The 15,591-nt window shown below is 60.7% G+C and carries 13 protein-coding genes; 6 read left to right on the top strand and 7 right to left on the bottom strand.

What is annotated here, in order from left to right:
- Positions 1 to 68: 68 nt before the first annotated feature.
- From AACZ55_RS00260 to AACZ55_RS00285, 6 genes are all read left to right on the top strand, one after another.
- Positions 69 to 1,331 carry an extracellular solute-binding protein gene (locus tag AACZ55_RS00260; protein WP_339641763.1) on the top strand — a complete coding sequence of 421 codons (1,263 nt, stop codon included), beginning with the start codon at positions 69 to 71 and terminating at the stop codon, positions 1,329 to 1,331.
- A 112-nt stretch (positions 1,332 to 1,443) separates the two neighbouring features.
- Positions 1,444 to 2,376, top strand: a complete 933-nt coding sequence (locus AACZ55_RS00265; RefSeq protein WP_339641766.1) for a sugar ABC transporter permease — start codon at positions 1,444 to 1,446, stop codon at positions 2,374 to 2,376.
- Positions 2,376 to 3,236 (top strand): carbohydrate ABC transporter permease, encoded by an 861-nt coding sequence (locus AACZ55_RS00270; protein ID WP_338607832.1) that lies wholly within the window; start codon positions 2,376 to 2,378, stop codon positions 3,234 to 3,236. The genes AACZ55_RS00265 and AACZ55_RS00270 overlap by 1 nt, the downstream gene beginning before the upstream one ends.
- Positions 3,237 to 3,239: 3 nt before the next feature.
- On the top strand, positions 3,240 to 4,742 hold the full coding sequence (gene argH, locus AACZ55_RS00275; RefSeq protein WP_339641769.1) for an argininosuccinate lyase: 1,503 nt from the start codon (positions 3,240 to 3,242) through the stop codon (positions 4,740 to 4,742).
- On the top strand, positions 4,742 to 5,812 hold the full coding sequence (gene ugpC, locus AACZ55_RS00280; RefSeq protein ID WP_338607834.1) for a sn-glycerol-3-phosphate ABC transporter ATP-binding protein UgpC: 1,071 nt from the start codon (positions 4,742 to 4,744) through the stop codon (positions 5,810 to 5,812). Before argH ends, ugpC begins: the two co-directional genes overlap by 1 nt.
- A complete protein-coding gene (locus AACZ55_RS00285; protein WP_339641771.1) occupies positions 5,809 to 6,711 on the top strand; it encodes a carbohydrate kinase family protein in 903 nt (300 codons plus the stop codon). Before ugpC ends, AACZ55_RS00285 begins: the two co-directional genes overlap by 4 nt.
- A gap of 28 nt (positions 6,712 to 6,739) precedes the next feature.
- On the opposite strand, the gene AACZ55_RS00290 is transcribed toward AACZ55_RS00285, so the two are convergent.
- The 7 genes from AACZ55_RS00290 to AACZ55_RS00320 all read right to left on the bottom strand — a co-directional run bounded on the left by AACZ55_RS00290 (position 6,740) and on the right by AACZ55_RS00320 (position 15,587).
- Positions 6,740 to 7,909: a M20 aminoacylase family protein gene (locus tag AACZ55_RS00290; protein WP_339641774.1), complete on the bottom strand. Its 1,170-nt coding sequence runs from the start codon at positions 7,907 to 7,909 to the stop codon at positions 6,740 to 6,742.
- A gap of 9 nt (positions 7,910 to 7,918) precedes the next feature.
- Positions 7,919 to 8,899: an oligopeptide/dipeptide ABC transporter ATP-binding protein gene (locus tag AACZ55_RS00295; RefSeq protein ID WP_338607837.1), complete on the bottom strand. Its 981-nt coding sequence runs from the start codon at positions 8,897 to 8,899 to the stop codon at positions 7,919 to 7,921.
- The gene (locus tag AACZ55_RS00300; RefSeq protein WP_339641777.1) at positions 8,896 to 9,909 is read right to left on the bottom strand and encodes an ABC transporter ATP-binding protein; all 1,014 of its coding nucleotides are present in this window, start codon (positions 9,907 to 9,909) and stop codon (positions 8,896 to 8,898) included. Before AACZ55_RS00300 ends, AACZ55_RS00295 begins: the two co-directional genes overlap by 4 nt.
- A gap of 4 nt (positions 9,910 to 9,913) precedes the next feature.
- Positions 9,914 to 10,915 (bottom strand): ABC transporter permease, encoded by a 1,002-nt coding sequence (locus tag AACZ55_RS00305; RefSeq protein WP_338607839.1) that lies wholly within the window; start codon positions 10,913 to 10,915, stop codon positions 9,914 to 9,916.
- A 10-nt stretch (positions 10,916 to 10,925) separates the two neighbouring features.
- Complete coding sequence (locus AACZ55_RS00310) at positions 10,926 to 11,771, bottom strand: ABC transporter permease (protein WP_338607840.1); 846 nt, start codon at positions 11,769 to 11,771, stop codon at positions 10,926 to 10,928.
- A gap of 68 nt (positions 11,772 to 11,839) precedes the next feature.
- Positions 11,840 to 13,564 carry a hydantoinase B/oxoprolinase family protein gene (locus AACZ55_RS00315; protein ID WP_338607841.1) on the bottom strand — a complete coding sequence of 575 codons (1,725 nt, stop codon included), beginning with the start codon at positions 13,562 to 13,564 and terminating at the stop codon, positions 11,840 to 11,842.
- A gap of 1 nt (position 13,565) precedes the next feature.
- Positions 13,566 to 15,587 carry a hydantoinase/oxoprolinase family protein gene (locus AACZ55_RS00320; RefSeq protein ID WP_339641781.1) on the bottom strand — a complete coding sequence of 674 codons (2,022 nt, stop codon included), beginning with the start codon at positions 15,585 to 15,587 and terminating at the stop codon, positions 13,566 to 13,568.
- Positions 15,588 to 15,591 lie beyond the last annotated feature (4 nt).

The raw sequence follows: 15,591 nt of genomic DNA on the forward strand, positions 1-15,591 counted from the left end.
GGAGGGGTCCGAGCCGCCAAGCAATCACGCAGGGAAGATGTTTCCCTGCTCCCAAAGGAGGGATTAGCATGCGTAGAGCACTTGCATTGACCGCACTTTCAACTGGCGTCAGCCTGGCTGCCCTGGGTTCGGCCCAGGCGGTGGAAATCGAATACTGGCAGTATGTATTTGACACCCGCGTCCAGGCAATGGACCAGTTGATCGCCAATTTCGAAGAAGCCAATCCCGATATCACGGTCAATCACCAGACATTCCCCTATGCCGATTACCAGACCCGCGTCGTGGCCGCCAATGTTGCCGGTCAGGGTCCGGATGTGGCCCAGCTGTTTTATGGCTGGCTCGACAATTTCATCGCTGGCGGATTGATCCAGCCGCTCGATCCCGAGGTTTTCCCGACCGAGGAAATCGAAGCCGATTTCTTCCCCATCGTTTCCGCCATGGAGCGTGACGGACAGTATTGGGGGCTGCCCACCGCCGTCCGTTCGCTGGCCCTGTTCTACAACAAGGACATTCTCGAAGCTGCCGGGCTCGATCCGGAAAGCCCTCCGCAGACGCTCGACGAGCTCGTCGAAGCTGCGGAAGCGACAGTTGAGCGTGACGGCGGCGGCAACATCACGACGGTCGGCATTGCGATGGGCATGGCCGGTCAGGACCACCAGTGGTGGCGCGAGGGCCTCGTCCGCCAGTTCGGCGGCCAGCCTTATTCCGACGATGGTCGCACCGTGACCTACAATGACGAAGCGGGCCTTGCCGCAACAACATGGCAGGCCGACCTCTATCTGGGCGATGATGCCGTGACCCAGGTCGGGTTCATGGATGAGCCGCAGGCCGCCTTCCGCGCCGGCCGCGCCGCAATGACCATCGATGGCACTTTCCGTCTTGGTGCGTTCGGCTCCATCGAGGAATTCGAGTGGGGTGTGACCGAGTTGCCTGCCAATGAAGACGGCATGCGTTCGAACTATGCGAGCTATTTTGCCAATGCGATCGGCGCGCGCGCCGAAGGCGAAGAGCTCGAAGCGGCCCAGAAGTTCCTCGCCTATATCAGCTCGCCCGAAGCCATGGAAATCTGGCTCGACGTGGTGGGCGAACTGCCGGCCCGCAAGGATGTTGCCCTGACCGAGGAAAATCTTTCAGACCCCATCTATGGTCCGTTCCTTGCAGGACTTGAATACGCCCACACCACGATCTTTGTGGACGAGGCCGCCCAGCGGCAGGTGGCGATCGACATGGAAAGCCGCATGTCGCTGCAGGGTCAGTCGCCCGCAGACTCGCTGGCTGCGGCCGCCGAGGAAGAACAGGCCATCCTCGACGACTTCTACGCCGACCAGTAACAATGGGAGCGGACCGGTTGACTGACCGGTCCGCTCTTTTGGCATTCGATCCAATCGGGCCGGACAACAGCCCGGCCGTACCGGTTATGCAAATCAGCAGGAGTGGCAGGCGATGACTGCGGCAGCATCGGCAAATGGCACCGTGGAGCGACCCGGAGCCTGGAATCGTCTCAGCATTGGACAGAAGCGCCTGGTCTGGGTGTGGACGTTTTTGGCCCTGCCCGTGGTCTTTTACGTGGTGATCCGTTTCTATCCCACTGTGCAGGCGTTCTGGCTGTCATTCACCGATTGGGATCTTCTGCGACCGGCCGAGTTCATCGGGGCCGAAAATTATATCGAGCTCTACAACGATCCGCTGTTCTGGCAGGTGTTCCGCAATACGTTCGCGTATCTGATTGTCGGCACGCCGATCAGCCTCGTCATCTCGTTCGCCGTGGCCTATTATCTCGACCGTGTGCGGTTCATGCACAGTTTCATACGTGCCCTTTATTTCCTGCCGTTCCTGACGACGGCCGCCGCCATGGCGTGGGTTTGGCGCTGGTTCTATCAGCCGCCACCGATCGGCATAATCAACGGCTTTCTGGGCACTGTGGGCCTTCCGGCCCAGCCTTTCCTGCGCTCGACAGAGCAGGCTCTGCCCGCCATCATGGTGACGGCGATCTGGGCGGGGCTGGGGTTCCAGATCATCATTTTCATGGCCGGACTGCGGGCCATTCCCCAGACCTATTATGAAGCGGCGCGCATTGACGGGCTTGGCGAGTGGGCCATCCTGCGCAAGATCACCCTGCCGCTTCTCAAGCCCACGACCGTATTCCTCGTCGTCTTTTCCTCGATCGGATTCCTGCGGATTTTCGATCAGGTCTACAACATGACCAGCAACGATCCGGGCGGGCCGCTCAACACGACAAAGCCGCTGGTGCTGATGATTTACCAGACGGCCTTTTCTTCCTTCAACATGGGCTATGCGGCAGCGCAGACGGTGGTGCTCTTTACCATCCTTCTGATCGTTTCGCTGCTGCAACTCTGGGTTCTGAGGACACGCTGATGACCGCCACAGCTGCCACGAGCTCCGAGCTCAAACACAACGCCGCTTCCATCCGCCCGGACCGTATCCTGATCTGGACACTGTTGCTCATTGGCGGAGTGCTGATGATCACCCCGCTGCTGTTCATGTTTTCGACCTCGCTGAAAACGGCGAGCCAGGTTTATGATTTGCGGCTCATCCCAGCGGCGCCCACCTTCGACAATTATATCAAGGTGCTATCGGACGGGCGTTTCGTGCGGTGGTTCTTCAATTCGACGCTGGTCGCGGTAAGCGTGACGCTTTCGAACGTCTTTTTCGACTCCCTGGTTGGTTACACGCTGGCGAAATTCCAGTTTCGTGGCCGGTACCTGATTTTCATTGCCATTCTGTCGACCCTGATGATCCCCACCGAAATGCTGGTGATCCCGTGGTATCTGATGAGCGCTCAACTGGGCTGGATCGACAGCTATTGGGGCATCATGTTCCCGGGCATGATGACGGCGTTCGGCACGTTCCTGATGAAACAGTTCTTTGAAACCGTGCCCGACGATTTCCTCGAAGCGGCGCGCGTGGATGGGCTGAACGAATTCACGATCTGGTGGAAAATTGCCATGCCCATGGTGGCCCCGGCCATCTCGGCTCTGGCGATCTTTACCTTCCTGGGCAACTGGACGGCGTTTTTCTGGCCGCTCATCGTCACCAACAGCCGCGAGCTTTATACGCTGCCGGTGGGGCTTTCGAGCTTTGCGGTCGAGCAATCGATCCAGTGGGAAATGATCATGACCGGCGCAGCGCTTGCGACCATCCCCACCCTGCTCGTTTTCCTCGTCCTCCAGCGCTACATCGTACGCGGTGTGATGCTGGCCGGCTTGAAGGGCTGATCGATGACCGCGATGAAAGATACGAGCGTTTTTCCCGATCCTGTCTACAAGGAGACCGTGCTTCGCCCGCTTTTCGACGGCGCCAAGGATCATCATGCCGACGGGTTCAGGGCCATCGATCGGGCGCATCTGGTCATGCTGGCCGAAACCGGTATCCTCAAACGCGAGCAGGCCGCGTCGATTGCCAAGGCTCTTGTCGCCATCGATGCCGAAATCGATCTCGACAGTCTGGTTTATGCCGGCGAGGTCGAGGATTTCTTCTTCCTGATCGAAAAGCACCTCAAGGGCCGGCTCGGACCCGACCTGGCGGGGCGGCTTCATACCTCGCGGTCGCGCAATGATATCGATCACACCTTGTTCAAGCTCGGGCTCAAGCCGCGCACCGAAATCCTGCTCGAAAAGATGCGGGCGCTGCTCGACGCGGTGCTGACAACAGCCGAGCGGGAAGCGGAAACGCTGATCGTTGCCTATACGCATGGGCAGCCGGCGCAGCCGACGACCTTCGGGCACTATCTTGGCGCCATGGCCGAGGTGCTGATCCGCGACATCGAGAAAGTGGAAGCGGCTCTCGAGGTGATCGATCTCTCGCCCATGGGCGCCGCGGCGATCACCACATCGGGTTTCCCAATCGAGCGTGAGCGGGTGGCCGAGTTGCTCGGGTTTTCCCGTCCGCTGGAAAATTCCTATGGCTGTATTGCGTCGGTCGATTACATCACCGGCATTTATGGCGCGATGGCGCTGAGCTTTCTCCATCTCGGCCGGCCCATCCAGGACTTTCAGGTCTGGTCGAGCTTCGAGGTAGGGCAGCTCTACGTGCCCAACTCGCTGGTTCAGATTTCATCGATCATGCCGCAAAAGCGCAATCCGGTGCCCATAGAGCATCTTCGCCATCTGGCTAGCCAAACCTATGGCCGGGCCAAGGCGATGCTCGATATCATGCACAACACGCCCTTCACCGACATGAACGATAGCGAGGGGGAAAGCCAGGCCATGGGCTATCAGGCGTTCGATGCCGCCTGTCGCGTGCTCGACCTTTTCACCGCACTGATCGCGCAGGTGTCGATCAACGCCGAACGGGTTGAGATCAACACCAAGCGCTCCTGCATCACCATTACCGAATTGGCCGACAGTCTCGTCCGGCTCGAGGATCTCTCGTTCCGGCAGGCCCACGAGGTTTCGGCGGCGGTTGCACGAGCCGTGGTTGCGGCCGAGGGCTCGCTGGCCGAGGACGGATACGGGCCCTTTACATCGGCATTCGAAGACGCGACGGGGCGGGCTTCAAACCTTTCGCCCGAGCGATTTGCCGAACTGGTTTCGGCAAGGCATTTCGTTTCGGTTCGCGACCGGCTCGGGGGTCCTGCACCTGCAGCACTTCGAGCCTCGCTCGGACGCTATCGCGAAAAGCTCGCGACATTTTCCGCCGGCGCGGCCCGACGCGCGGAACGGCAAAAAAACGCACACAGCGAACTCAATGATAAATTCAATGCACTTTTAGGAGCGGCGTGATGGCAGAAATCCAGTTGGAAGGCCTCGTTAAGCGCTATGGCAAGGTGACCGCCGTTCACGGCATCGACCTCGAAATTGCCGATGGCGAGTTCGTGGTTTTCGTCGGGCCATCGGGCTGTGGAAAATCGACAACCCTGCGTATGATCGCCGGGCTCGAGGAAATTTCGGGCGGCGTGCTCAAGATCGGCGATACAATCGTCAATCAGTACGAACCCAAGCAGCGCAACATCGCCATGGTGTTCCAGAACTACGCCATTTATCCCCACATGACGGTGGGGCAGAATATCGGGTTCGGGCTTTACACCTCCAAACTTTCCAAGTCCGAAAAGCAGCGGCGCATTGCCGAGGCCGGCAAGATTCTAGGCCTTGAAGATCTGCTCGAGCGCCGTCCGGCTGCACTTTCGGGCGGCCAACGCCAGCGTGTCGCCATCGGGCGCGCCATGGTGCGCGATCCGGCAGCGTTCCTGTTCGATGAACCGCTCTCCAACCTCGACGCACAATTGCGCTCGCAGATGCGCATCGAAATCAAGCGCCTGCATCAGCGCCTTGGAACCACCATCGTCTATGTCACCCACGACCAGATCGAGGCGATGACAATGGCCGACCGTATCGTTGTGATGCGCGACGGACTCATCTTGCAGGTGGGCACGCCGACCGAGCTCTACGACAGCCCCGTCGATGTTTTTACCGCACGGTTTATCGGCAGCCCGTCCATGAACCTGATCGATGGCAGCGCGGCAGACGGCGCGCTGACAGCTGGGGGCGTCAAGGTCAAGGGCACCCTGCCCCAGGCCCGATCGGGCAAAATCCTTGTCGGAGTCCGACCGCATGACCTCCTCGTGGGCGAAGCCCCGGCCGATGCCGCGCTGGCCTTTGACGGCAAGGTCACCGCGGTCGAGCCGCTCGGTTCGGAAACTCTGGTGCATCTCGATATCGCCGGATCATCGGCCATTGCCACGGCACCGGGCAAGCTTTTGCCCGCAGTCGACAGTATCGTTACAGCCTGGGCGGCTCCGGGGAATCTCTATCTCTTCGACGCGCAGAGCGAAAAAGCCTTGGGGCGTCTATGAATCTGGAATCGCCGCGCGACGCTGTGATCAGCGTCGGCCGTATCTATTGCGACCTTGTTTTCTCCGGACTCTCGGGCATGCCGCAAATGGGCCATGAGGTTTTTGCGCGTTCCATGCAGCCTGTGCTTGGCGGCGGGGCGTTCATCGCCGCGGCCCATCTGTCCCATCTTGACCGCCCGGCTGCCCTGCTGGCCGCTTATGGCACCGACCCGCTGTCGCAAACGCTGGCGACCCAACTTGAAGAGAGTGGCATCGATCTGCGTTTTCTCGAGCGTCGGGCCGATGCGGGGCCGCAGGTCACCGTCGTGATGACCAATGCGGAGGACAGGGCCTTTCTTTCATGTCGGGCCGGCCGCGCCGTACCGCCTCGCTTTGCGAACGCACTGGCCTGGGAGCGGGCAGCCCTCTTACACATTGCCGAATATGCAACGCTCGATGAACAGCCAGACCTTGTTTCGCGTGCCAAGGCGGCCGGGCTGGTCGTCGCGCTCGATCCAAGCTGGGATGAAACACTCATCGGTCAACCGGGGCTGCTCAAGGCCTGCGCGGGTGTGGACATCTTTCTTCCCAATGCCGAGGAAGCGGCCGCCATCACCGGCAAGTCCGATCTCGCACAGGCGCTCGATGTGCTGGCCGATCATTTTCCCATCGTCGCGATCAAATGCGGCGGCCGGGGCGGATTGCTCGGCGCAGGCAAGACGCGGCTCTCGACTACGGCGCCCAAGGTTCATGTCGTCGATACGACGGGAGCGGGCGATGCCTTCAACGCGGGCCTGATCGATGCGTATCTTTCCGGGCGCGCTCTGGGCGAGTGCCTCGATGCGGGCGTTACGGCCGGATCTTTGTCAGTGCAGTCGATCGGCGGCGCGCCACGCCCTGCTACGTCGGTCGCCGTGTGATCGGCCGCTTGGGCGGTGCCGGCCAGTCTTACCGAGATCGACCGGAGGCCGCAGCCTCGCCCAGACGAACCAGATAACTGACGCCGGCCGGGATGATCTCGTCGTTGAAATCGTAGGTGTCGGTGTGAAGCCCGCTTGTCTGGCCGTTGCCAATGAAGACATAGGCTCCCGGGCGGCGTTCGAGCATGAACGCGAAATCTTCTCCGCCCATCATCGGCACGAGATCGGGATTGACGTTTTCGGTGCCGACGATTTCCTGGGCGATTGCACAGGCAAACCGGGTGTGCTCAGGATCGTTGACGGTTACAGGGTATCCACGGCGGAAATCGAGCTTTGCGGCGGCACCAAAGGCACTGGCGATGTGCGAAACAACCGCGTTCATTTTCGCTTCGACCGTATCGCGCGTCTCGGGGGCAAGCGTGCGAACGGTTCCCGATAGTCGTGCTGTACCGGGGATAACGTTGTAGGCACTGCCCGCTTCCATGCGGGTTGTCGAAATCACCGCCGAGGCAAGCGGATCGACATTGCGCGCGACGATCGACTGGAGCGCGGTAATCATGTGACCGGCAACGAGTACGGGATCGATGGCCTCATGAGGCCAGGCGGCATGCCCGCCTTGGGCCGTGATCTCTATATCGAATTCATCGGCCGAAGCCATGATGGCGCCCGAACAGGTGGCAAAGCTGCCTTCGGGCAAGCCGGGCAGATTGTGCATGCCATAGACCGCTTCGATGCCGAACCGCTCGAACAAACCGTCTTCGGCCATGGCCAATCCGCCCGCTCCGCCCTCTTCGGCGGGTTGGAAGATCACCATGATCGTGCCATCGAAATTTCGGGTCTGGGCCAGATGTCGAGCCGCCCCGAGGAGCATGGCGCTGTGCCCGTCATGGCCGCAGGCGTGCATCAGCCCTTGTGTGGTGCTCGCATGAGGCAGGCCCGTGGCCTCCTTGATCGGCAGCGCATCCATATCGGCCCGCAGTCCTATGGACTTGCCTGGTGCGCGCCCGCGGATCACGCCAACGACGCCGGTCCTGCCGATACCGGTCACGACTTCGTCGACGCCAAAGCTTTCAAGACGCTCGGCGATCTTTGCCGCCGTCCGATCCACATCGTAAAGCAGTTCGGGATGGGCATGAAAATCGCGCCGCCAGGCGACGATGTCATCGAGCATTTCATTGATGGAATTGATAATCGGCATGGTGGACCTTCAGAGAATGTCGTCGCGGATACAGGCCTTGAGGTGGCCGGGCGCGACCTCACGCAATTCCGGGCGAATTTGGGCGCATTCGGGAAGCGCGTAGCGGCACCGCGTTCTCAATACGCACCCCGACGGCGGATCGATGGGGCTTGGGATATCCCCCTCAAGAACGATACGGTGGCCTTGTCTGTCGGGGTCGGGAGCAGGCGCGGCCGACAGCAGCGCTTCGGTATAGGGATGCTTGGGAGATGCGTAGAGCCGGTCGCGAGGGGCGATCTCCATGATGCGACCCAGATACATAACGATCACCCGATCGCAAAAATGTTCAACCACGGCAAGATCGTGGGCGATGAACAAGATCGTGAGTCCAAGCTGATCCTTGAGGTCCTGCAAGAGGTTGAGAACCTGGGCCTGAACGGACACGTCGAGCGCGGAAACCGGCTCGTCGGCGACGATAAAGCCCGGGGAAACCGCGAGTGCGCGTGCAATGCCAATGCGCTGGCGCTGGCCGCCGGAAAATTCATGCGGAAACCGTTGGGCGGCATCAGCGGGTAGCCCGACAAGCTCGAGCAGTCGCGCCACTTCGGCCTCACGCTCCTTGCGCGTGCCAATGCCATGGATTTCCATGCCTTCGGCGATCAGTTCGCCCACCTTCCTGCGCGGATTGAGGCTCGCAAAAGGATCCTGAAACACCATCTGAATCTTGCGCCGGAAGGCCATCATTTCGCGTTCAGGCAAGCTGGCGATGTCAGTGCCTTCATAGACGATTTCGCCTTCGGTCGGGTCGGTCAGCCGCATTATGGTGCGCCCGATCGTGGTCTTGCCCGACCCCGATTCCCCAACGAGCCCGACGACCTCGCCGCGGGCGATCTCAAAACTCACATCGTCGACCGCGTGCACCTGGCGCTTTTCGCGCGAAAAGGGCTGGCCCTTGACCGGAAAGCGCTTGGACAGATTATTGACGGACAAAAGAGCTTTTGAAGCACTCATTGGCTCACCTCCTGCCAGCGGATGCAGCGTGCGCCATGGTCGGCACCGACATCAAACAAGGGTGGCGCCGCCTCGCGGCACGCGTCGATGGCCAGCGGGCAGCGTGGCGCGAAGCGGCAGCCTTTCGGCAGGTCCAGAGGGTTTGGAGGCGCGCCGCCAATGGTTTCGAGCTTGCTTGACGCAGACCTGACCGCGGGGTTGGGAATGGATTTGAGCAGACCCACGGTATAGGGGTGGCGCGGGGCGGAAAAGATTGTCCGAACGGGCCCTTCCTCGACCACCTGGCCCGCATACATCACCGCCACACGATCGGCGATTTCCGCAACGACACCGAGATTGTGGGTGATGAACAGCACCGACATGCCGATCTCTTTCTGGAGGCGGCGGATGAGATCGAGAATCTGGGCCTGAATGGTCACATCGAGCGCGGTTGTCGGCTCGTCGGCGATCAACAGGGAGGGCCGGCACGATAGCGCAATGGCGATCATCACTCTTTGGCGCATGCCTCCCGAGAGCTGATGGGGGAAATCGTCGACCCGGTTTTCCGGCGCGGGGATCCCCACCAGCCGGAGCATTTCGATAGCTTTTTCGCGTGCTTGCTTTTTCGATACGTTCTGGTGGAGCCTGATGGCTTCGATGATCTGCGCCCCAATCGACCACACGGGGTCAAGACTGGTCATGGGCTCCTGGAAGATCATCGCGACGTCGTTGCCGCGCACGGCGCGCATGGCTCTTTCGTCAAGCGCCCGGATATCGATTTCCGGCCCGCCGGGCCTGTTGAACCTGATGGATCCTTGGTCAATGCTGCCGCCCCCGCGCCCGACAAGGCGCATTATGGACAGCGAGGTCACCGATTTTCCGGAACCGGACTCCCCGACGACACCCAGTGTTTTGCCGGCGGGAATGGAAAACGATACATCGTCGACACTGCGCACGACCCCCCTTGGGGTGGCAAACGAGGTCTTGAGACCTTTCACCTCGAGCAGCGGAATTGCAGCGGGATCGGTCATAGCCTCAACTCCTACGCACGCGCGGATCGACATAGCCATAGAGAATGTCGACCAGCAGATTGACGCCGATATAGATTATGGCGCTGAGCATGATGAATGCCTGCACCACCGCATAGTCCTGGCGCAGGATCCCATCGATCACCAGAGTGCCGATCCCCGGCCAGACGAAAATCCGCTCGACAAGCACGCTGCCCCCTAAAAGCTGGGCAAGGATAAGTCCGCCCGCCGTCAGGGTGGGCAAAAAGGCATTGGGCAGGATGTGCCGGAAATGGGTCGAGATGGGCGCCACGCCCTTGGCATGCAGGACGGTGACGAACGGCTCGCTGACCACATCGAGAAGATTGGCCCGCAACAGACGCACCAGATACCCCAGTGGCCCGAGCGCCAGGGCCAGGGCCGGAAGCGCCAGATGGTGGAACGCAGTGGCAAATCCGGCCAGGTTGCCTTCCAGAAGATAGTCGAACGTATAAAAGCCGGTGCGGAGGTCGGCGGGCACCGGTCCCCGCCCCACAGGACCGGGGAACCAGCCGAGCTGCTCGAAAAAGACCATCAGGAACAGCAGTGCCAACCAGAATGGGGGAATTCCCACGCTGATGAAGGAAAAGAGCCGCAACAGCCGGTCGAGCCATCTCGACTGGAGGAAACTGACCAGAACCGTAATAAGAACCGCCCCGACAAAAGCGAACACGAATGCATAAAGCGCCAATTCGGCGCTGGCGGGCAACCGCTCAAGGATCTGGGACAGGACCGGCTGGCCGGCACTGTAGGAAAATCCCCAGTCGCCCGAGAAGAATGAAACGACATAGTCGAAATACTGAACGAAGAGCGGCTTATCGAGGCCCAGTTGAGCGGTGATGCTGGCGATCACTTCGTCATTGGCGAACGGGCCGGCGATCAGACGGGCCGGATTGGTCGGCACGGCACGCAGAACCACAAAGGCCAGCACCGAGGCTCCGAAAACCGTAATGAAAGCTGAACCGATCCGTCCAAGCAGAAAATTTATCATATGACCGCTCCTAGATTGACAGTCGCGCGCCCGATTTCGGGTCGTAGATGTCGCGCAGCCGGTCGGCAATCAGGTTGGCCGATACCGCGAGCATGAAAATGCCCAATCCCGGGAAAAAGCCGAGCCACCATTGACCGGTCAGCGCAAAGGCAAGCCCCTCTGTGATCATGGTTCCCCATTCGGGAGTGGGGGGCTGGATGCCAAGGCCGACAAAGCCGAGGGCGGCAAGGGTCAGGATCGAAAAGCTGAAGACCGAGGAGGCCTGAATAAAGATCGTCGAGGTGGTCTGGGGCAGGATATGGAGCCGGATCAGACGGAAATTGGAGGCACCCAGGGCCTGGGCGGATTCCACGTACATCAGGGTGCGCAACCGCAGGACTTCGCTGCGCAGCAGCCGGAAGTACCAGGGGATGGCGGCAAGGATCACCCCGATGGCGGCCGAGACGATCCCCGCTCCGAGCCCAATGGCAACCGCCATTGCGAGAATGAGCGGCGGGAAGGCCAGGATAGCATCCATGACCCGCGAAATGACAGCATCGAACCACCCGCCGACAAGACCGGCAAGCAGACCGAGGGTGCCGCCGATAAGCGTTCCGGCGATCGTGACCCCGATGGCCACACCGATCGAGACCTGCGCGCCCTGGATGAAGCGCGCGAAGACGTCACGCCCCACATCGTCGGTGCCCATCGGGTGCTCGAAGCTTGGCGGGAGCAGAGAGTTCAAAATATCGACGCGAAGCGGATCGAGGGGCCATAGCAGGCGACCGAACAGCGCAAGAAACACGATGACGCCAAGAATGATCACGCCAAAGAGCAATTCGCGGTCATGGGCCAGTTGCGCAAAAAGTCGTCGCACCAAATCCGTCCTCTCAACATTTTTCGTTTCGGGAGTGCGATGACTTCGCCGCACTCCCGGCATTGGGCTCAGGCGAATGCGTGAGGATAGTGTTTCCGGGCGTAGGCCTCGGTCATGTAGCCATCCTCGACATCGCGCTGGACGCTTGCGATGGGGCGTTCGGACGGATCGCCATAACCCCCGCCACCGCCGGTCTTCATTTGAAGAACCGAGTCCTTTGGCATGTGGAAGTGGGTCGATTTGGCGATCGAATGAACCTCACCATCCGGCATCTGCGCATAGCAATTGTTCGGCCGTGCTTCCTTGCCGCCCAACAATCCCCAGGGTGCGTTGAGAGACCGTTCGAACACGGTTGTAATCAGGGTATCCTCAGTCATGCGGATGTCGAGATTGAGCCCCGGACCGCCCCGCCATTTTCCCGGTCCAACCGAATCGCTGGCCAGTGCCAGTTGCTCGACGATCCAGGGATTGCGCTGCTCCCAAACCTCTGCCGGAGTGAAACGGGTCGCGGATTCGGCTATGTGTAGCATGGTGCCGCCATCGCCGCCGTCCCACGCACCTTGTCCGGTGGGCAATGGAGTGCCGTCCGCCCAGGGTTCCCTGGTTTCTTCACGCTGTCCCCATGCAACAATGGAACAGATGCAGCCGCCCGATTGAGCCGGAACGGCCTTGGGCAATGCATTGGCGACCGCATTGTAGATCACTTCGATGGCCTGCAAGCCCGGCCAGCCATAAATAAAGGAGGGCGCTGGCGGCAGGGGATCGAACATCGACCCGGGGCGGGTGATGACCTTGAGGGCGCGGAAATGGCCCTCGTGGGGAGCCTCACCATAGCCCGCCAGCATGGTGATGGCGACGCGGCTGGCCGAAATTGTCGTGGGGAGCGGCGAGTTCGTCGGGCCGACCTGTTCGTCCGGAACGCCTGAGAAATCGAGAACCACGTCCGATCCCTTGACCTCGAGCGCGATCTCGAAGGGGATACGATCCTTGGTGACCCCGTTGTTGTCCATCTCGCCCTTGCCGACATAACGGCCATCAGGGATTTTCTCGAAATAGGATCGCACGATGCGCTCGCCGTGGTCGAACATGTCGTCGACCGCCGCACGATAGGTTTCGAGCCCGAAGCGCTCGACGACCTCGAGCAGCGACTTTACGCCGACCCGGCAACCGGTGATCTGGGCATCAAGGTCGCCCCGCACCATTTGGGGCACGCGGGTATTGGCCATGATCATGCGGAAGATATCCTCGTTGAGAACCCCTTCCTTATAAATCTTGACCCCCGGAAAGATCACACCTTCCTGGAACACGTCGGTTGTATCGGTGCAGTAGGGATCCTTGGCCCCGATGTCGAGCCAGTGGCCCTTGATCGCAGTATAGCCGATCAACTCTTCATCGTTGAGGAACACGGGCATGATGATGACCATGTCCTGGGGATGCGAGCCGGTCCCGAAGGGCCAGTTGTAGATCAGCGCATCTCCCGGATTGAGGGTTTCGGGTCCCCCATTGGCCTTGACCGCCTCGTTGATGCAGAAGGACAGCGTGCCCATGAACATCGGAAGCGACGGCGCCTGGGAAAGCAGCCGGACTTCCTTGTCGTAGATAGCCACCGCGAAGTCGAGCACCTCGTAAATGATGGGTGAAAACGACGTCCGGATCAGGGCCCGTTTCATCTGGTTGGCCGCGGAGTTGAGCGCGTGGCGGATGACTTCCGTTGTGATCGGATCCGCCTTTGTCTCGGTCATCCGGCCGAACATGCCCGCATTGTGGACGACTGGTTCGTGTCTCTTTGCCATATCAGTGGGTCCGCTCCAAAATGATCTCGCCCGCCTTGCCGTTCGAGATGGTCCATTGAACGTCGACATAGGTCGTCGTTGTCTCTTCGGTTATGATCGCCGGGCCCCTGACCCTGCCCGAAATCGTGCTCCGGGGGATGATCCTGAACGGCACGCGCTCTTTGGTTTCGAAGGAATAGACGTCCATTACGCGATCGTTATTGCCATCGGAATGTTTCGGCGCGTAGCTCAGATCGCGGCGCGGCAGCAGAACCGTGGTGCTGGCCCGCACCGAAACCAGTTCGACGTCCTGGTTCATTGTGGCACCGAAGGTGCGCGCATATTCTGTTACAAACCGGTCGAGGATGACTGTTTCGTCTTCGGAAACCGCGCCGCCCTCTACCGCCACCTCGATGGAAAGCGTGTGTTCCTGCCCCTTGTAGCGAAGGTCCAGCCGGGCCGATTGCACAGCGTGGTTGGCATGGGCCGTGCTGCGCTCTGTCAGCGTTGCAAAAAGTTCGTCCAGAACGCCATTGACCTCCTGGAGAGCGCCGGAAACAAAGTCGATGACACGGGTGCGGGCGGCCGATTGCACCATGTCTGCTCCCAGAAGCCCCCAGGCCGAGAAATTTCCGGCCAGAGGCGGGATCACGACGTGGTTCATTTCGAGCTCATCGGCCAGCAGCGTGCCCATCAACGGCCCGGCGCCACCGAAAGGCACAAGCGTGATGGTACGCGGGTCGAGGCCCTGGTCGAGCGAAATCTCACGCATGGCATTTGCCATCGCCGCTGAGGATATACGCATCACGCCCGCGGCCGTCGCCTCGACATCCTGACCGATATGAGTTCCCACCGATTCGAGTGCGGACCTTGCCTTTTCGATATCGAGATGAATTCCGGCCGCCAGATCGCCCGGCCCGAGCATCCCCAGCCACGCTGCGGCATCGGTCATGGCCGGTTCGGTGCCGCCCTTGCCGTAGCAGGCGGGACCCGGCACGGCGCCGGCCGAGCGCGGCCCGACCCGCATAAGTCCGCCCGGATCGATATGGGCTATCGAGCCTCCGCCGGACCCGATCGAGCGGACATCCACCCAAGGGCTCTGGATTGGCATGTTGTCGATCATGCCCTCAAACAGTACCTGGGGCTTGCCGTCGATCACCAGGGCCGTATCGAAGCTGGTTCCGCCGACGTCAGCGGTTACCAGCGCCTTGATGCCGAGCATTCTGGCCAGCTCGCTGGCACCCTGTGCGCCGCCCACCGGACCGGACATGATGGTCTCGAACGGGCGATCCTCGGCTTCGGCAAAGGTCATCGAACCGGAGCCGGACCGGGTGATCAGCGATGTGCCCTTGAAACCGAGTTCACGCAACCGGCCATCGAGACGGCGCAGATAGTTGGACATGCGGCCACGCACAAACGCGTCAATACAGGTCGTCGAGGTCCGCTCATACTCGCGATACTCGCCGGAAATCTTGTGCGAAAGCGAAATTCCGCCCTCGAACCCCTCGTCGCGCAAGATACGCTCGACAGCGAGTTCATGATCGGGGTTTGCATAGGCGTTAATGAGGCTGACGGCGATCGCATCGACGCCTTCGGCGATCAGTTTTTGTGCAGCAACCTTGACCGTATCCTCATCGAGAGGCCGATACTCGGAGCCGTTGCCCAGCACGCGCCCGTCCACTTCAAGACGCAGGCGCCGGGGCACCAGAGGCTCGGTCTGTTTCCAGAACAAATTGTACATTTCGGCCCGGTCTCCGCGACGAATTTCGAGCACGTCGCGGAACCCGGTGGTGGTGATCAGGCCGACCCTCGAACCCCGACGCTCCAGAAGAGCGTTGAGGCCGACTGTGGTTCCGTGGAGAAAGAACTCGGCTTCCTCGATGATATCCTGAGGTACGTGGCTGGTGATCGCATGCACGACCCCCTCCTCTGGCGCGGAAGGTACAGTGGGAACCTTGCCTTCCGCCGTCTTGCCCGTCCGCTCGTCGAAATAGACGAGGTCAGTGAACGTGCCGCCAATATCGACACCAATACGCGTTGCCATTCGT

It is taken from the genome of uncultured Pelagibacterium sp., assembly GCF_963972885.1.
Lineage (GTDB): Bacteria > Pseudomonadota > Alphaproteobacteria > Rhizobiales > Devosiaceae > Pelagibacterium > Pelagibacterium nitratireducens.